This window comes from Streptomyces sp. NPDC001100, assembly GCF_053598575.1.
This window is the reverse complement of record NZ_JBSFKO010000028.1, coordinates 86,491-104,743: the sequence shown is the minus strand read 5'-3', so window position 1 is coordinate 104,743 and position 18,253 is coordinate 86,491. Positions and strand designations below refer to the sequence as shown.

The window sequence follows — 18,253 nt, the reverse complement described above, 5'->3', positions numbered from 1 at the left end:
CCTCGGACGGGCTGGTGCAGGCAGCGTAACTCATCTATTGACTGTTTTCGACGGTCGTGAAAATCTCGCTATATCGCCGACGCGGCTCGGCCCCTCCAGCCGCCGTCACCCCGAGCACCCGAGGGAGTACCGCCCATGAAGCTCGCCACCGTGGCCCACGAAGGCCGCACCACGGCCGCCGTCCTGGACGGCGACCGCTGGCGGGCACTGCCGGCCGACGACCTCTCCGCACTGCTGGCGACGACGTCCCCCGACCGTGTCGCAGACCTCGCCGAGGCCGAACTGCCGGGCGCCACCCCGGTGTTGCCGCTGCCGTCACCGCGAAAGGTCGTCTGCTGCGGACTCAACTACGCCGACCACATCACCGAGATGGGCCGCGAGCTGCCCGCGCACCCCACCCTGTTCGCCAAGTTCGCCGACACGCTGACCGGCCCCGAGGACGACCTGTTCCTCCCGCCCGGTCTCGACGTCGACTGGGAGGCCGAGCTCGCGGTGGTGGTCGGGGCCGAACTGAGGAACGCCGACCGCGACACGGCCGGACGGGCGATCGCCGGGTACACGGTCGCGAACGACATCAGCGTGCGGGACTGGCAGAAGCGCACGCTCCAGTGGTTCCAGGGCAAGGCCTGGGACCGCACCACCCCGCTGGGCCCGGTGGTGGTCACCCCCGACGAGCTGGACCCGGTCACCGGCGTCGAGGTGATCTGCCGGGTCGACGGTGTCGAGCGGCAGCGCGGCAACACGCGCACGCTGGTGTTCGACGCGGCCGATCTGCTCGCCTACATCTCGACCTTCACGGTGCTGCGTCCCGGCGACCTCGTGCTCACCGGCACCCCCGGTGGTGTGGGGTCGGGCATGACCCCACCGGTCCGTCTGGCCGACGGCGATCTCGTCGAGACCGAGATCCCGGGCATCGGCACCCTGCGCAACCGCCTCCGTCTCACCGACTCCAGGAGCTGATCATGGAACCCGATTTCTCCAAGTACGTCCTAGAGGGCGACAACTCCTTGTACGCCAACGAGTCCGGCCTGGTCGTACCGGTCGTGACCCGCGCGGGCCTGGAGGTCGGTGACACCGGCCAGTCATCCGGCGCCACCCGAATCTCCGGTGTCTCCGTCCAGCACACACCGGCCACCAAGCTGTGGTTCGGGAAGGTGAGCAACGAGTCGGGCTACCGCTCGGTGCCTCATCACCACGGCGAGGCGGAGACCGGCGGCTATGTCCTCTCGGGCCGGGCCCGGATCTATTTCGGCGAACGCTTCGAGGACTACCTCGACCTCTCGGAGGGCGACTGGGTCTTCGTCCCGCCGTTCATGCCGCACGTCGAGTGCAATCTCGACCGCAACAACCCCCTCACCTGGATGACGACCCGCACCCCGGAGAACATCGTGGTCAACCTGGAACAGGTGGCGGACGCCGACCTGCGCGACTGGCTGGACCGGCCGTGAACGACTTCCCGAGCACCGGCGCCGACTCCCGGAGCACCCGCACCGACATCCGGTCCGTCCCGACCTCGGCGGTCTTCACCGCCGCGCTCGCCCTGACCCCCGCCGAGCCCGAGCACTTCGACCTCGCCTTCACCGCGACCACCCAGCCCTGCCCCTGGCCCAAGGCCTACGGCGGCGACATGGTGGCCCAGGCCGCCGCAGCCGCGATGCGCTCGGTCGAGGGCAAGACGCTCCACTCGATGCACTCCTACTTCCTGCGGCCGGTCGACATCGGCGCCGAGGTCCGCTACGAGGTGGAACTGCTGCGCGACGGCCGCGGCTACGCCACCCGGCAGGTCCGCGGCTTCCAGAACGGCAAACCCGTCTACACCTGCCTCGCCAACTTCGCCGCGGGCGAGCCCGGTGCCACCTTCGCCGCCGAGCCCCCGGCCGGCGTCCCGGATCCCACCGAACTGCCCAGCTCGGCAACGTACTTGCGCGACACCACCGCTCCCCGGGGCACGATGACGGATACCTCCGAGGAGTACTGGAGCGGCGGGCGCAGCTTCGACATGCGGCACGTGCCCGGACCCGTGTACCTCACGGTCGAGGGTGAACGCGTTCCCCAACAGGCCGTGTGGGTCAGGCCGTTCGACGCACTGCGCCCCGTCGACGGCCTCACCGACGAGCAGCGCGACCTCGCCGCGCTCGCCTACGTCTGCGACTACACGATCCTCGAACCCGTCCTGCGCATGCTCGACCTGTCCTGGGCGCAGCCGGGAGTCGTCACCGCCAGCCTCGACCACTCGATGTGGTTCCACCGCCCGGGCCCCTTGGACGAATGGCTCCTCTACGCCCAGGAGGCCGTCGCCGCCGACTCCGGTCGCGGCCTCGCGGTCGGCCGCTTCTTCACCGCCTCCGGTACCCACCTGGCCACCGTCGCCCAGGAAGGCCTGATCCGCAGCTCTTGATTCCCGCGCAGCTCCTGATCCCTGCACGGCCCGCCCCGGCCCGCGGAAAGGAACCTCCCGATGGACCAGCTGGACCCGTTGGCTCTCTCGCCCTCCGCCTATCCGGACACCTTCGCCCGCGACCACCTTCCGCCACGCGCCCAGTGGCCGGTCCTGGAGTTCACCACCGACGACCTCCAGTACCCCGGACGCCTCAACGCCGGCACCGAACTGATCGACGTACCCACCGCCGCCTTCGGCGCCGACCGCCCGGCCCTGCGCACACCGGACGGCGAGGTGTGGACCTACGGCGAACTCCTGCGCCGCACCAACCAGATCGCCCACGTCCTCACCGAGGACCTCGGCCTGGTCCCCGGCAACCGGGTACTGCTGCGCGCCCCCAACAACCCCTGGATCGTGGCGTGTTGGCTCGCCGTCCTCAAGGCCGGCGGCATCGTCGTCACCACCATGGCGGCACTGCGGGCCCGTGAACTCACCCCGGTCGTGGAGAAGACCCGCCCGGCCGTCGCCCTCGTGGACCACCGATTCACGGCGGACGTGGAGGCCGTACGCGACGCGGTCCTGCCGGACATCAGGATCGTGGCGTTCGGCGGCGACACGCCCGACGACCTGACACGCCAAGTTACCTCGAAATCAGGGGAGTTCACGGCCGTCGACACGGCCGCCGACGATGTCGCCCTCTTCGGACCCACCTCGGGCAGCACCGGCGTACCGAAGATCACCACGCACTTCCACCGCGACATCCTGTCGATCGACAACACCTTCGGACGCCACACCCTGCGGCTACGGTCCGACGACCTCGTGTCGTGCACGGCGCCGCTCGCCTTCACCTTCGGGCTCGGCATCCTGGTCGTCTGCGCCCTGCGGGCTGGTGCGTGCGCGCTGCTGACGGAGGCGGTCGCGCCGGAGCCGCTGGCAGAGCTGGTCGCCGAGGCGGGGGGCACCGTGCTGGCGACCGCGCCGACGGCGTACCGGCAGATCCTCAAGGCCGGGAAGGCGGACCGGCTGCACGGTCTGCGCGCCGCGGTCAGTGCCGGGGAGCACATACCGGAAGAGGTGTGGCAGCAGCTCCACGAGGAGACCGGGATCAAGGTCATCGACGGCATCGGCGCCACCGAGATGATCCACATCTTCATCTCCGCCGCCGGTGACGACATCCGGCCCGGGGCGACGGGCAAACCCGTCCCCGGTTATCGCGCGACCGTCCTCGACCTCGACGGCGAGGAGGTCGGCCCGGGTGTCGAGGGGCGGCTGGCCGTGATCGGCCCCGTCGGCTGCCGCTATCTCGACGACCCGCGTCAGGAGAACTACGTCGTCAACGGCTGGAACGTCACGGGCGACACCTTCGTCCGCGACGAGGACGGCTACTTCTACTACCGCACCCGCACGGACAACATGATCGTCTCCTCCGGGTACAACATCGGCGGTCCCGAGGTCGAGTCCGCGATCAACACCCACCCGGACGTCGTCGAGTCGGCCGTGGTCGCCAAGCCCGATCCCGAACGCGGCTCCGTCGTCTGCGCGTTCGTCGTCCTGACCGAGGGGGTCGTGGGCGACGACGCCAAGGTCAAGGACATCCAGAACCACGTCAAGGCACAGCTGGCGCCGTACAAGTACCCCCGCGCGGTGCGCTTCTGCGACTCCCTGCCCCGCAACACCAGCGGAAAGCTTCAGCACTTCCTGCTGCGTCAGATCGTCGAGAAGGAGAACCAGGCATGAGGATCGCCATCGTGGGCGGCGGGCCGGGCGGACTGTACCTCGCCGCACTCATGAAGCAGCTCGACCCCGGCCATGACATCACCGTCTGGGAGCGCAACGCGCCCGACGACACCTTCGGCTTCGGCGTGGTCTTCTCCGACGAGACCCTCGGCGGCATCGAGAACGCGGACACCGTCGTCCACGACGCGATGGAGAGCCGGTTCGCCCGCTGGACCGACATCGACATCGAGTTCGACGGCCACCCCTTCACGGTCGGCGGCCAGGGTTTCGCGGCGATGGCCCGCAAGGACCTGCTGCACATCCTCCAGGAACGGGCCGCCGAACTCGGCGTCACGGTCCACTACCGCACCCTGGCCCCGGACGTCGACGAACTGCGCCTGTCCTACGACCTCGTGGTCGCGGCCGACGGCATCAACTCGGCAGTGCGCACCAAATACGCCGACGCCTTCGTCCCCTCGCTCGACCGGCGGACCAACAAGTACATGTGGCTGGGCACCGACCGGGTCTTCGAGGCCTTCCAATTCCTGGTCAAGCAGACCGAGTTCGGGACCATGCAGATCCACGGCTACCCCTTCTCCGACGGCGGTTCGACCTTCATCGTCGAGATGGCCCAGGACGTGTGGCGCAGGGCGGGCCTCGACTCGACGGAGGGCACGCAGTTCCCGCCCGGCGTCAGCGACGAGGAGTCCGTCGCCCGGATCCGCGAGATCTTCGCCGCCGAACTCGCCGGCCACAACCTCCTTACGAACAACTCCCGTTGGCTCAACTTCACGACGGTCCGCAACGAGCGCTGGCACCACCACAACGTGGTCCTGCTCGGCGACGCCGCCCACACCGCGCACTTCTCGATCGGCTCCGGCACCAAGCTGGCCATGGAGGACGCCCTCGCGCTCGCCGCGTGTCTGCACGAACACCCCACCGTGGACGAGGCGTTGACGGCGTACGAGACCGAGCGCCGTCCGGTGGTGGAGTCCACCCAGCGCGCCGCGCAGGCTTCCCTCGAGTGGTTCGAGAACATCGGCCGCTACGCCGACCAGGATCCCGCGCAGTTCTGCTTCAACCTGCTGACCCGTTCGCGCCGGATCACCTTCGACAACCTCAAGGACCGCGACCCGGGCTTCGCCGACCTGATCGAGCGCGGCTTCGCCGAGGCCCAGGGCGCGGCCGAGTCCGCCCCGGCGATGTTCCAGCCGTTCAGCATCGGCGGCCTGGAGCTGAAGAACCGGATCGTGGTCTCGCCGATGGACATGTACTCCGCCGTCGACGGAGTACCGGACGACTTCCACGTCGTGCACCTCGGCTCGAAGGCGCTCGGCGGCGCGGGCCTGGTGATGACCGAGATGGTCTGCGTCTCCCCCGAGGGCCGTATCACCCCCGGCTGCACGGGCCTGTGGAACGACACCCAGCGCGAGGCGTGGACGCGGGTCACCTCCTTCGTCCACGACCGCAGCACGGCGAAGATCGGCCTGCAGCTCGGGCATTCGGGCCGCAAGGGCTCGACTCGGATCATGTGGGAGGGCATTGACGAGCCTCTGCCCGAGGGCAACTGGCAGGTCATGGGCCCGTCCGCGCTGCCCTACGGCACGGGCTGCCACCAGCCGCGTGAGATGACGCGGGCCGACATGGACGCGGTCGTGGCCGACTTCGTGTCCGCCGCCCGGCGCGGCGCCGACGCGGGCTTCGACCTGCTGGAGGTGCACGCGGCCCACGGCTACCTGCTCTCCTCTTTCCTCTCCCCCACCTCCAACCGCCGCACCGACGAGTACGGCGGCGACCTGACGAACCGGCTGCGCTTCCCGCTGGAGGTCTTCGACGCCGTTCGGTCCGCCTTCCCCGCCGACCGCCCGGTGACGGTACGGATCTCCGCCACCGACTGGGTCCCGGACGGGAACACCGAGCACGACGCGGTCGAGATCGCGCGCGCCTTCGTGGCGCATGGCGCGGCGGCCGTCGACGTGTCGTCCGGTCAGGTCACCAAGGACGAGAAGCCGGCGTACGGCCGCTCGTACCAGACCCCGTTCGCCGACCGGATCCGGCACGAGGTGGCCGCTCCGGCGGGCGCGGCCGTGATCGCCGTAGGAGCGATCTCGTCGTACGACGACGTCAACTCGATCCTGCTCGCCGGGCGCGCCGACCTGTGCGCGCTGGGCCGCACACACCTGTACAACCCGCAGTGGACGCTGCAGGCCGCCGCCGAGCAGGAGTACCGCGGCCCGGGAGCCGACTGGCCGGCGCAGTTCGCGGCCGGCCGCCGCAAGCCGCCCACCTCACGGACCGACGCGGTACGTCCGCGCCTCGCGCTGCTGCGCGAGACCCCGCGGGACGCCGTGCACCTGCGCTGGACCCCGGGCAGGGCGGCGGGATGAGCGGCCCCCACGCCGTCCACAGCACCCGCGTGGAGTGGATCGACACCGACGCGGCCGGGATCTACCACAACACCACCGTCGTCCGGTTCGCCGAGGCGGCGGAGGCCGAGCTGATGCGGGCGTACGACATCCCGGGGTACTTCCCGGTGGCTCCACGGGTGCGCTACGAGGTGGAGTTCGAAGCGTCGATCCGGTTCGGCGAGGAGGTCGAGACGCGGGTCGAGCTGACCCGCCTGGGCCGGTCTTCGATGACCTTCCGCTTCGAGGTGTGGCGCGGCGCCTCCGGGGACGGGTCGCGCCGTCGCGCGGCCCGGGGCAGCTACGTCACCGTGCACGTCCCGGACAAGGAGACGGGCGGCAGCGCACCGTGGCCCGCCGCCTGGCGTGCGGCGCTGGGCGGGACGGGCACGGCGGCCGACCTGGCCGAACCGGACGCCCGTACGGCGCACTAAAATAATCCGATCATGACGGCAAGCGATCTCGTTGACGACAGCCCGGGCCAGCCCGCACCGCCGCGATCCCTGATCGTGACGGTGTACGGCCTCTACGCGCGCGAGGTCGGCGGCTGGATCAGCGTGAGCGCGCTGATCCGGCTCCTCGCCGAGCTGGACGTCGACGCCCAGGCGGTCCGTTCCTCCATCTTCCGGCTGAAGCGCCGCGAGATCCTGGTGGCCGAGCGCCGGGACGGCCGAGCGGGCTACGCGCTCTCGCCGTACGCCCGCTCCGTCCTGGAGACCGGTGACCGCCGTATCTTCGAGCGCCACTCCGCCACCGACGACGGCTGGGTCATCGCCGTCTTCTCGGTACCGGAGAGCGAACGGCAACACCGTCACCAACTCCGGTCCCGGCTGGCGTGGTTGGGCTTCGGCACGGTCTCCTCCGGGGTCTGGATCGCCCCCGCCCACGCCCTCGACGACACCCGCGACCACCTCCTGCGACACGGCCTGAACCAGTACGTCGACCTCTTCCGCGCCGACTACGTGGCCTTCGGCGACCCCGCCGAACAGGTGGGCCGCTGGTGGGACTTGGAGGCACTGCAGAAGCTCTACGACGATTTCGTCGCGGAGTTCACACCGATGGCCGGGCGTTGGGCCGGCGTCGGCAGGGGCGCGCTGTCCGACCAGGAGGCGTTCATCGACTACGTCCACGTCCTGACGGCCTGGCGCCGGCTGCCCTACCTCGACCCGGGCCTGCCCGACACCCTGCTCCCCGCCACCTGGTCGGGCACGACGGCCGCGGACCTCTTCGCCGCGCTCCGGAGCACCCTGGCGGATCCGGCCCACGATTTCGCCAGAGGGCTGCTGACCGAGAGTTCGTGATCTGCCGACATGCGGGACGGCAACTGACTTGGCAGCGCGCCTCTCATGGCGACCGGCCGGCCGAACAGGGTTCGAAAAAACGGCATGACCGGTCCGTAAAATAAGCTGCCACACACCGGGTAACGAGGATTCACCCGTCAAACGACCCGCAATGGGCCCTTCAACGAGTGACGAAGCGCCGTAGACTATACGAACTGGACGGTATTTTTAACGAGTTGAACAGCGCAGCTCTCCCGCAACGAAAGGCGCCGGCCCATGCCAGGACCCAAACAGGACCGGGCGATCCGTACCCGCCGTACCATCCTTGTCGCCGCGGCCAGCGTCTTCGAGGAGCGCGGCTACCAAGCGGCGACCATCAGCGAGATCCTCACCACCGCCAACGTCACCAAGGGCGCCCTGTACTTCCACTTCAAGTCGAAGGAACAGCTCGCCGAAGGCGTCCTGGCCGGACAGAACGACAACCTCGCCGTACCCGACCGCCCGTGCAAGACACAGGAACTCGTCGACACGGCCATGCTCCACGCGTACCACCTGCAGACCGACCCCATGGTCCGGGCCGGCGCCCGGCTCGCGCTCGACCAGCGTGCCGACGGCGTCGACCGCACCGGCCCGTTCCACCACTGGACCACCCTCGTCACCGACCTCCTCGACAAAGCCCGCAACCAGGGCGAACTCCTCCCCCACGTCAACCCGGCCGAGACGGCCGAGGTCCTCGTCGGCGCCTTCGCCGGCATCCAGGCGATGTCCCAGGCGACCACCGCCTACCAGAACCTCCCCCATGCCACCTCCGCGCTCCTGCGCCACACCCTTCCCTCGGTCGTGCACTCCTCCGTCCTCACCTCCCTCGACCTCACCCCGCTACGCGCCCTCGCCGTTCACGCCGAGATACAGAACGGCCCCTCCTGACTCCCGACGGGTGACAGCGGCCGAATCGTGCCGCCGCTCCATGAGGAACATGAGAATTTGTGTGATCCCGCTCCGGTTGGGCAGACGCCGCCGTTATGAGCACCCTCCAACGAAGCGCGGTAGACGAGGCCACCGGACAGAGCCCTGACGTAAGAGACGCGGGACAGGGTTTTGCGTCCGCGCTGCGCGGTGGTGGGCGGGTGGCGGGGCTGGACGGATTGCGGACGGTCGCCGTGGTGCTGGTGATCGTCTACCACGTGGAACCGGAGCTGGTGCCCGGTGGTTCGGTGGGCGTGGACGTGTTCTTCACCATCAGCGGGTTCGTCATCACCCGGCTGCTGGTCACCGAGTACGCCCGTAGCGGTCGTATCGGACTGTGGTCGTTCTACCGCCGGCGCTGGCTGCGGCTGATGCCGGCCCTGCTGGTGATGTGCGCGGTGACCGCCGTCCTGTCCGTGGCGTTCGCTCTGCCGCTGTTCCAAGGGGCATGGATGGCTGCGGTGCTGGCCGCGGGCTCGGTCGTCAACCTCGTACGGGCCGGGAGCGCCGGGACGTACTCCGACCTCACCGCGCCGCTCAGCCACACCTGGTCGCTGGGGGTGGAGGAGCAGTTCTATCTGGCCTGGCCGCTCCTCCTGCTGGTGCTGCTCCGGCACGCGAGGGCGCGCGCCGTGCTGGGCTGGGTCGCGGTGCTGTGCGTGCTGCCGGTGCTCTGGCGGAGCGTGCTGTGGGATCCCTCGGCGGCACACCGCATCTACAACGGCCCCGACACCCGCGCCGACCAGCTCCTCGTCGGCGCCCTGCTGGCCCTCGTGCTGGCCCGGCTGCGGGCCGACGACCCCCGGCTGGCGCTGCTGCGCCGCTGGGCGCGACGGCTGTGCCGGCCCGCGCTCGTGCTGCTGGGGCTGATCGCCTGGCAGATCCCGATCACCGAGGTCAGCGGATGGAACCCGGTCTGGTACACGGTGGGATTCCTGGTCGCCGCCGTGCTGACGGCCTGCGTGGTGGCCGCGCTCGACCTGTGTCCCGAGGCGTGGCCCACCCGTCTGCTCTCGCTGTCCGCGCCGGTGTGGATCGGACGCAACCTGAGCTACGGGATGTACCTGTGGCACTACCCCGTGATCCGGTTGCTGCACGACCTCGGTGTGCGCGGCGACCCGTTGCTCCCGGCCGGCCTCGCGGCGACGCTCGCCGCGGCTCTCGCCTCGTACGCCCTCGTCGAGCGGCCCCTGCTGCGCCGCGACCGGTTCCGCGTACGGCGGCTGGAACCGGTCGTCGTCCCAGGACGCTCACCGGCGCTTTGAGGGGCCCTCAGGTGTCGGCCACCGCGGCGCTCTGCACCTGCGCCCCCGTGCCGCCGAACCGTATGCCCTTGGCCTCCCGGCCCACGGCGCTCAGCACGATCACCAGGGTCAGGGCAGGTGTCACCGTCCACGCCATCGCCGCCGGATAGCCGTGCCGCTCGGCGAGGGCTTCCTGGATCGGCAGGTTGAGGGCGGCGATGAGGTTGCCGAGCTGGTAGGTGACGCCGGGGTAGAAGCCGCGGATCGTGTCCGGGCTCATCTCGGTCAGGTGGGCGGGGATGACGCCCCAGGCGCCCTGGACGCACAGTTGCATCAGGAAGGAGGAGAACATCAGCCAGCCCACGGCGGTGGACAGGACGAAGAAGGGCACCACGACCAGGCCGGCGGCTGCCGCGATCATGATCGTGCGACGGCGTCCCAGCCGCTCGGAGTAGGCGCCGAGCACCATGCCGCCGATGATGGCGCCGATGTTGTAGACGACGGCGATGGCGATCGCGGTGTCCGGGGACAGGCCCAGCCCCTTCTTGACGAAGGTGGGGTAAATGTCCTGGGTGCCGTGCGACATCCAGTTGAAGGCGGTCATCAGCGCGACCAGGTAGACGAAGCGCCGCAGGACCGCCGGGTTCTTGAACACCTGGTAGGCGGGCGTGCGGTTGAGCCGGACGCTCTTCTCCCACACCTCGCTCTCCTCCACCCGGGTGCGCACCCACAGTGCGACCAGGGCGGGGACGAGACTGAAGGCGAACAGCCCGCGCCAGCCGAAGGAGGGTTCGATACCGAAGAACGCGACGGCGGCGAGCAGATAGCCCAGCGAGTAGCCGCTCTGCAGCAGGCCCGACCAGAAGCCGCGCCGGTCGGCGGGGATCTTCTCCATGGCGAGCGCGGCGCCCAGGCCCCATTCGCCGCCCATTCCGATGCCGTACAGCAGGCGAAGCACCAGCAGCACGGCGTAGTTCGGCGCGAAGGCGCAGGCGAATCCGACGAGGGAGTAGAAGACCACGTCGACCATGAGCGGAGTGCGGCGGCCCTTGCGGTCCGCCCACAGGCCGAAGAGCAGCGCGCCGACCGGCCGCATCACCAGGGTGGCCGTGGTGAGGAAGGCCATGTCCGTGAGGGAGACATTGAAGTCGTCGGCGATCTCGCTGTAGACGAGGACGACGAGGAAGTAGTCGAAGGCGTCCATCGCCCAGCCCAGGTAGGCGGCGACGAAGGCGTTGCGCTGATCCTTGGTGAGACCCGCTGCCTGTTCCCGGACGGTCCGCAGCATGCCAGCCCTCCCTTGGTCCGCAGGTCAGGCTAGGTCGGGGTGCTGGGACGGGCAATGCGAGGACCGGCAAAACACCCGCCACAATTAGCCAAAGGGAACGTTTGGTTCGCCCATTTCACGGCGAACCGCCCCGAGTCAGACGGCGGTTGGTCCGTCCCGGAGCAGCTCGCCCAGGTGCCGCGCCGACGGGGCGCGGAACAGTGTCAGTTGCCGCGCTGTTCGCTCACGAAACCGTGCTCGCCCGGGCCGAGGCCCGACACGGTGACCGTGCCGTCGGCCACGCTCACGTCGCGGGTCGACGCGCGCCCGCCGTCCCAGAGCGTCCGTCGCCCGACGGACACCCGTAGCCCGCGCGCGTCGCCGGGCAGGGTGACCGAGCCCTGGGTGTGCTTGGGTACGCGGACGGTGAGCCGGAAGACACGCGCGCCGTTCTCCCACTCGACGCCCAACGGTCCTTGAGGCGTGGGGAGTTGACCCGTCGCCCAGGAGACACGGCCGGGCTGCGGGCGCACTTCCCAGGTGGCGTAGCCGGGCGAGGTCGGCCGGGCGCCGAGGAGGTTGTTGGTGAGCGCGGGCAGGACTCCGGTGGACCAGCCGTGCGCCATGCTGGTGTACGCGTCCTCGTACAGGGACCCGTTCGGGCCGATGCCCTCCCAGTTGGTGATGCCGGGGTCGTTCTTGTCCATCCAGCCGTACATCCGGCGGATCTGGTCGAGCGCCGAGTCGACCTGACCGGTCAGGAAGCGGGCCTCGATCTCCGGGTAGGAGGTGAAGGCGTAGACCCGCTGGGAGGCCTGGTCGAAGAGCGTGTCGTTGTCCATGAAGGCGTTGCCGTACGGCCGTTGCGTCGTCGCGTCGAGATGGGCGAGCGCGGAGGCGGCGCGGTCCGCGTCGGCGATACCGGTGACGACGGCGAGGGAGTTGCCGTCCTGTGCGTGGCGCACCGCACCGGTCGACGAGTCCAGGTAGGCGCCCGCGTCCGCGTCCCACAGCAGCGAGTTGACGGCCCGCGCGACCTTGTCCGCGCGCTCGCTCCACCGGGTGGCGTCGGCCGTCTGCCCCAGCAGCCGCGCCAACTGGGCGGCGTTCTGCAGCGCTTGGACGTAGAGCGCGTTGTAGTAGGTGACGCGGCCGGTGCGGCCGAGGAACGCGTAGTCGCCGTAACCGCCGGTCCCGTTGAGGCCCTTGCTGAGCAGACCCGCGTCGTCCGTGACGCTGGGGTACCAGGTGTCCAGGACCTTCAGGAGCGTGGGGTAGTAGCGCGTCGCGTACTGGCGGTCCCCGGTGTAGAGAACGTAGTCCCAGCTGCAGGTGACCCAGTACAGCGGATAGTCGAAGAGGGGCAGGGTGTAGTTGCCGATGGAGGCGGGCGGTATCCAGCCGTCGGCGCGCTGGTGGTCGGCGAGGTCGGCCAGGACGTTGCGGGCCGCGGCCGCCGCGTCGTCGTGGGTGAGGTAGAGGGTGCGCGCCGAGACGGCGAGGTCGCCGACGTACGGGTCGCGGTCGCGCTTGGCGCCGTCCTGGAGGACCGGCTTCCCCTCCAGCGTGGCACTCCAGGCGTTGCGCGGGTCGACGTCGTCCTGACGGAAGGTGTCGGTGACCAGTTCGTTGGTGTATGCGGCGCCGTACCAGTAACGATTCAACTCGTCGTCGGAGCACAGGAACCAGCCGCGGTAGGTGCTCGGTGTGCCCACGTACGCGGTGAACTGGAGGGCCACGGAGTCGATTTCCACCGTCCCCCAGGGCTGCGCGGCGGGGCTGTCGGAGACGAGCGCGTCGAGGCTGATCTTGAGGTAGCGGAATCCGTGGAGTCCGTCCGCGAAGACCTTGTCGCCGGCCTGGAAACCTTTGCGGTCGGTCCAGTTGGCGCCCTTCGCGGGTACGGCGAACTGGTCCGTGCCCTGTCCGGCGCCGCCCGCCTGGTCGGAGCGGGTGAAGTCCGAGCGGTCGGTGAGGAATTGGCGGGTCTCGGAGAACGCGACGCGCACACCCGGGGAGTTGGTGGAGGCGGAGGTGAACCTGATCTGCGGATATCCGACCACGACCTTGCCGAAGTCCACCGTGACGCTGGGCACGGGGATCGGCTCGACCGGCGCGGGCCAGACCTCGTTGATCCGGGTGAAGTTGCCGTGCGAGGTGTCCTGTGCGTGGGTCACGGTGATGCGCACGCGGTCGGTGCCGACCGGCTCCGTGAACGGAACGGCCCTCTGCACCGCGTCGTCGCCCGCGACCGTCGCGGCGGTGTGCCAGTCGCCGTCGCGCCAGACGTCGACGGTGTAGTCGGTCGGTACGCCGTCGCTGTTGGAGATCACCGTGATGCCCTGCAGGGTCGTGACCTGCGGCGCGACAATGGTGAGGACGTCGGGGAACACCCCGAGGGTGTCGTCGTTCCAGAAGGTGTCGGGGTTTCCGTCGATCGCGTTGGAGGCGTCGTAGGTGCGCGGCTGACCGTCGTTGCCGTTGTTGCCGGCGTGTGCCGAGGAGGCCTCGGCCGTGGTGCCGGCGGGCCAGGCGGGGGCCGCCGCGGGCTGCGGGCGCCGCAGGACCGATCTGGAACCGCCCGGCTTGAGAAGCGCATTGGGGTTCTTCACGTCTCCGGTCGACGCGACGATCCGCACCGGCCGGACGGTGCGCGAGGACGGCCCCTGGACGTAGCGATGCCAGCCGCCGGCGCGGCGCGGCACGCTGCCGGTGGGTGAAGCTGAGGCTTCGGCGGCCGGGAGCGCCTCCGCCGTGGGAAGCCCGGTCGAGAGGGACACCGCGGTGAGTCCGACGGTGCCGGCTGCGGCCAGAGCTGCGCGACGGGAAATGCCTTCGTTCGGTGTGCTGTTCAGCGCCATGCTGTCCCCTTGTGCGGCAGTGGATTGAATCGTTTCACTGGGCAGCTGCGTGGTGACGCTATCTCGAACACCGGATGCGCGTACAGCGTTGGGACAGAAGTTGTTCGAGGCGTCGACAGTGGGGTCGGCAGGTGTCGGTGGAGTCGTCCGGGGCCCGCTTCCGGCCGCCACCGGATCGCTCTCGCGCAGACAGAATGCTGACCGGTCGCTGACAGGATCCTCATATCTGGCCGGGATGTTGATGCCATGTCCTCCTTCACCGTTCCTCGGCGCCACGGCGTCACCGGTCCCGTGCTGACGGTCCTCGCGTCCGGCACGGCCCTCCTCCTGGTCGCCTCCTGCGGCGACGGCGGGAAGGGCACCCGCGACGAAGGCGTCGCCTCCCTCGCCACTCCTTCCACCACCGCCGGAAGGACTGCGGACCCGAACGCCGGTCACGTGCGGATCCGTCTCGACGACAACCCGCAGGACACCAACAGGCTCTGGGACGCCTGGACGGGCTGCCTCCACCGACATGGGGTGCCCGCCGGCAGCAAACCCGTCGCCGACAGCCCGGCACTCAAGGCATGCGAGTCGACATACCCACTCCAGCCGGTGGAGATGGACCCGGCGAAGAATCCCCGCTACGGCGACGGCGTGCGCGCCATGGTCAAGTGCATGAACAGTCACGGGATCAAGAGCGTGGTCTCCGACGGGAATTGGGGACCGGCCGGCGGTGACAGCATGAACCTGCCCGACTTCGACAAGTACAAGGTCGAATGCCAGGTCAAGTCCTTCGGCGGCAACGGCTGACCGACTCGTGGCCGCCACACGCCCGATCCCGCCGACCCCTCGGGCCGCCGTACGACTTTGGTCGCTCGTGGCAGCGACGAACGGTGGCTGTGCGCGCGGGTGTTGATGTCTACCGTTGGCGCGTGGACGTGAAGACGAAGGCGCGCGAGGTCCGGAAGCAGTTGGGGGCGGCACATCTGTGGTCCCGGCGGCAGATCGTCGGCGAGACGGTGCTGGCCGTCCTACTGGGCCTGTTCGCGATGCTGAGTTTCGCCGACAGGGGCCTGCCGCTGATGATCGCCGCGGCCGTGACCGCCGCGGTGCTCTCGCTGCTGCGGCGGCCCTTCCCGGCGACCGTGCTGGTTCTCACCGGTGCGATCGCCGGTGCGCTCGGCACTTTCGGGGTCGTGCTGATGGCCGCGAGCTGGTCGGCGGGGGCGCGGATCGAGGCACCGCGGCGGGCGCTCGCCCTGTTCGCAACCACCTTCGTCCTGTTCACGGGGCTGTCCGTCAGCCGAGCGCCCTTCAACGTGTTCGCGGCGCAGTCACTGGTGTTCACCTCGCTCGCGTTCCTGGCGACGACGGTCCTGCCCGGTCTCACCAGTCGATACCGCGCCCAGCGGCGCAGGCTGGTCCATGCGTTGCACGAGCACAACGCCCAGCTGCTGCGCGAGCGCGAGATCATCGCCTCCCACGCCCGGCTGCGCGAGCGGCAGCGCATCGCGCAGGACATGCACGACAGCCTCGGCCACCAACTGGCGCTGATCGCCGTCCACACGGGTGCCCTGGAGGTGGACCGGAACCTGACGGACGGACAGCGGGAGGTGGTCGGCGTCCTGCGGGAGGCGTCCGTGGCCGCGATGCACGAGCTCCGCGAGGCCGTCGGCATCCTGCACGACGGCACACCGGACCGGGCCCGGGAACAGGAGCCCGACCCGGAGCCATCGGCCCGGGGCGTCGCGGGGATAGCCGGCCTGGTGGCGGCCTCGCGGGGTGCGCACTCGGCCGTCGAGCTGCGGCGGGCCGGTGAGGCAAGGCCGCTGCCCCCCGCCGCCGATCACGCGGCGTACCGGATCGTGCAGGAGGCGCTGACCAATGCCCTGAAGCACGCGCCGGGGGCCTCGGTCGCCGTCGAGCTGCGGTACGAGCCGGACGCCCTGGTGGTCGAGGTGGCCAACGGTCCGACACCCGTGACGACCGGCGGCGGACGGCACCCGGTGATCAGCGGCGGTCAGGGCCTCACGGGACTTCAGGAGCGGGCCCGGCTGGTCGGCGGCATGGTGCATACGGGCTCCACGTCCGAGGGCGGGTTCCGGGTCGCGGGCGTTCTGCCGTACGGTTCCCCGCCGCGTGCGCCTGGCGGGGACCCGCGGCGAGCGGACCCCGTGCGGAAGGGAACGACGTTCGTCGACGGGTCGAACGACTTCCGGGGGCAGAGCGAAGGGGTGGTGCCCGGCGACGGTGGTGCGGACATCGACTGGTCCGGTGCGCCGGACAGGCAGAAGGAGTTCGACATCGCCATGGGACGCAAGGGGAAAGGCTTCGTGATCGGGTGCAGTGCCGCGGCAGTGATCTTCCTGGTTCTCGGGGTGCTGGCCGTCGTACTGATCGTCAACCTGGTGGAGAAGGAGTCCGACAAGATCATGATCCAGCCGTCCGTCTACGACTCCGTGAGGGTCGGGGACACCGAGACGGCTGTGCGGGACAGGTTGCCGCACGGCAAGTCGTTCCTGGCCGGGGCCATCGACGACGACCAGGCGCCCGCCGTGCCGCGGGGAGCGACGTGCGCGTCGTACCTGTCGACGGAGGACTGGCCGAACGAGGGGGACAAGATGCCCGCCTACCGCTTCTGCTTCAAGGACGGCAAACTGATCGAGAAAAAGGCCTACTTGGTCAAGTAGCGGCCATCACCGCACGTCCCCGCAGGAGAGTTGTGATCAGAGTCCTCGTCGCGGATGACGAACCGCTCATCCGGGCGGGCATCAGGATGATCCTCACCTCCGCCGACGACATCGACGTGGTGGCGGAGGCGGCCAACGGCCGCGAGGCCGTCGACCTCGTCCGCGCCCACTCCGTCGACGTGGCCCTGCTGGACATCCAGATGCCCGTACTGGACGGGCTGTCCGCACTGGCCGAACTGCGGCGAGCGGCACCGGCCGTACGTCCGCTGATCCTGACGACGTTCGGCGAGCGGGAGAACGTACTGCGTGCGCTGAGCCAGGGAGGCGCCGGGTTCCTGCTGAAGGACTCGGCGCCGGCCGAACTGATCCAGGCGGTGCGGGCGGCTGCGGCCGGGGACGCGTATCTGTCGCCGGCCGCCACCCGCCATGTGGTCGACTCGCTCGCCTCGGGGCCGGCCGCGGCGCGCGGCGAGGAGGCTCGGCGGCGTCTGGAGACACTGAGCACCCGCGAACTGGAGGTGCTGGCGCTGCTCGGTGAGGGCCTGTCGAACGCCGACGCGGGCGAGCGGATCCATGTGAGCGAGGCGACGGTGAAGACGTACGTCAGCCGGATCCTGACCAAGCTGCGCTGCGAGAACCGGGTACAGGCGGCGCTGCTGGCACGGGACGCGGGGCTGGAGCCCGGCTGAGGCGCCCAGCACCTTGCAGAGCTCCGGGGCACCGGCCTTGGCGTGGTACGGCCGGGCCGCGAGGTGTGGCCGACGAAGTCTTCGGCGCTACCTGAATGAATTCAATGCTCAAGTGACTGGCGAGCCGAAACTACCGCGGGGACCTGGTCGGCGCCTCGCTCTGGCCTACGAACAGCTGGAGATCGACGGCGAGTTGCTCTCGGGCGGGCTGGTGACGGTGGCGTCCGGCAGGGACCGGCACCAGGACATGAGCGCCATCCGGAACCGGCACGCGGCTCTGCACGTGGCACGACTGCGGCCAGGGCAGCAGGTGGTCCTGCCCGAGGCGCCGTATCTGCACCTGTTCGTCGCCCGCGGCTCGGTGGAACTGGAGGGCACCAGCAGGCTCGACGAGGGCGACGCCGTGCGTTTCACCGCCACGGGTGGACACCGGGTCGACGCGACCGGCCCCTCGGAGATCCTCGCCCGGGAGATGCACGCCACGTTCGAACTGTGACGCCCCGGGGCCCATGTACGGCACGCCCCTTACGACTTGAGGTCGATGCGGCTCAGGTGGCCGGACAGTGCCACGGCGCCCCCGCCGAGCGAAGTCGAATGCCCGCAGTGCCATCACGCCTTTGAACCCGGTGCGATCCGCCCGGTCGACGCCGGTGTGATCCGCTGGTCGGCCGAAGAGCTGGCCTGGTCGCCTCACGTACCTGGGTGTGCCGGAGATTCGGGACGCGGACGGGACCTGCTTCCTCGTCGGAAAGTGAGTTGCCCGGCCCGGGTCC

The 18,253-nt window shown here is 69.9% G+C and carries 15 protein-coding genes; 13 read left to right on the top strand and 2 right to left on the bottom strand.

Going from position 1 to position 18,253, the window contains the following annotated elements:
- Nucleotides 1-135 precede the first annotated feature (135 nt).
- From ACWDEW_RS33350 to ACWDEW_RS33310, 9 genes are all read left to right on the top strand, one after another.
- Nucleotides 136-960: a fumarylacetoacetate hydrolase family protein gene (locus ACWDEW_RS33350; RefSeq protein WP_450517752.1), complete on the top strand. Its 825-nt coding sequence runs from the start codon at nt 136-138 to the stop codon at nt 958-960.
- Between the two features lie 2 nt (nt 961-962).
- Nucleotides 963-1,448 (top strand): cupin domain-containing protein, encoded by a 486-nt coding sequence (locus tag ACWDEW_RS33345; RefSeq protein WP_093623123.1) that lies wholly within the window; start codon nt 963-965, stop codon nt 1,446-1,448.
- Nucleotides 1,445-2,398: an acyl-CoA thioesterase gene (locus tag ACWDEW_RS33340; RefSeq protein WP_450517750.1), complete on the top strand. Its 954-nt coding sequence runs from the start codon at nt 1,445-1,447 to the stop codon at nt 2,396-2,398. The genes ACWDEW_RS33345 and ACWDEW_RS33340 overlap by 4 nt, the downstream gene beginning before the upstream one ends.
- A 60-nt stretch (nt 2,399-2,458) precedes the next feature.
- A complete protein-coding gene (locus ACWDEW_RS33335) occupies nt 2,459-4,117 on the top strand; it encodes an AMP-binding protein (protein ID WP_450517748.1) in 1,659 nt (552 codons plus the stop codon).
- Nucleotides 4,114-6,483: a bifunctional salicylyl-CoA 5-hydroxylase/oxidoreductase gene (locus ACWDEW_RS33330; RefSeq protein WP_450517747.1), complete on the top strand. Its 2,370-nt coding sequence runs from the start codon at nt 4,114-4,116 to the stop codon at nt 6,481-6,483. Before ACWDEW_RS33335 ends, ACWDEW_RS33330 begins: the two co-directional genes overlap by 4 nt.
- Nucleotides 6,480-6,935 carry an acyl-CoA thioesterase gene (locus tag ACWDEW_RS33325; RefSeq protein ID WP_450517745.1) on the top strand — a complete coding sequence of 152 codons (456 nt, stop codon included), beginning with the start codon at nt 6,480-6,482 and terminating at the stop codon, nt 6,933-6,935. Before ACWDEW_RS33330 ends, ACWDEW_RS33325 begins: the two co-directional genes overlap by 4 nt.
- A gap of 12 nt (nt 6,936-6,947) precedes the next feature.
- The gene (locus ACWDEW_RS33320) at nt 6,948-7,802 is read left to right on the top strand and encodes a PaaX family transcriptional regulator (protein ID WP_450517743.1); all 855 of its coding nucleotides are present in this window, start codon (nt 6,948-6,950) and stop codon (nt 7,800-7,802) included.
- Between the two features lie 255 nt (nt 7,803-8,057).
- The gene (locus ACWDEW_RS33315; protein ID WP_450517742.1) at nt 8,058-8,708 is read left to right on the top strand and encodes a ScbR family autoregulator-binding transcription factor; all 651 of its coding nucleotides are present in this window, start codon (nt 8,058-8,060) and stop codon (nt 8,706-8,708) included.
- A gap of 200 nt (nt 8,709-8,908) precedes the next feature.
- Nucleotides 8,909-10,012, top strand: a complete 1,104-nt coding sequence (locus ACWDEW_RS33310) for an acyltransferase family protein (protein WP_450517741.1) — start codon at nt 8,909-8,911, stop codon at nt 10,010-10,012.
- A gap of 7 nt (nt 10,013-10,019) precedes the next feature.
- Here the strand turns inward: ACWDEW_RS33310 and ACWDEW_RS33305 are convergent, their stop codons facing one another.
- Nucleotides 10,020-11,279, bottom strand: a complete 1,260-nt coding sequence (locus tag ACWDEW_RS33305; RefSeq protein WP_450517739.1) for an MFS transporter — start codon at nt 11,277-11,279, stop codon at nt 10,020-10,022.
- Between the two features lie 203 nt (nt 11,280-11,482).
- On the bottom strand, nt 11,483-14,119 hold the full coding sequence (locus ACWDEW_RS33300; RefSeq protein WP_450517737.1) for an alpha-L-rhamnosidase-related protein: 2,637 nt from the start codon (nt 14,117-14,119) through the stop codon (nt 11,483-11,485).
- Nucleotides 14,120-14,365: 246 nt separating this feature from the next.
- Here ACWDEW_RS33300 and ACWDEW_RS33295 point away from each other — a divergent pair, with 246 nt between their 5' ends.
- The 4 genes from ACWDEW_RS33295 (at nt 14,366) to ACWDEW_RS33280 (ending at nt 17,976) form a co-directional block, all read left to right on the top strand.
- Nucleotides 14,366-14,911, top strand: a complete 546-nt coding sequence (locus ACWDEW_RS33295) for a hypothetical protein (RefSeq protein ID WP_450517735.1) — start codon at nt 14,366-14,368, stop codon at nt 14,909-14,911.
- 122 nt (nt 14,912-15,033) lie between these two features.
- Complete coding sequence (locus tag ACWDEW_RS33290) at nt 15,034-16,791, top strand: histidine kinase (protein WP_450517734.1); 1,758 nt, start codon at nt 15,034-15,036, stop codon at nt 16,789-16,791.
- Nucleotides 16,792-16,823: 32 nt separating this feature from the next.
- Nucleotides 16,824-17,480: a response regulator transcription factor gene (locus ACWDEW_RS33285; RefSeq protein ID WP_450517732.1), complete on the top strand. Its 657-nt coding sequence runs from the start codon at nt 16,824-16,826 to the stop codon at nt 17,478-17,480.
- Nucleotides 17,481-17,592: 112 nt separating this feature from the next.
- On the top strand, nt 17,593-17,976 hold the full coding sequence (locus ACWDEW_RS33280; protein WP_450517730.1) for a pirin family protein: 384 nt from the start codon (nt 17,593-17,595) through the stop codon (nt 17,974-17,976).
- Nucleotides 17,977-18,253 lie beyond the last annotated feature (277 nt).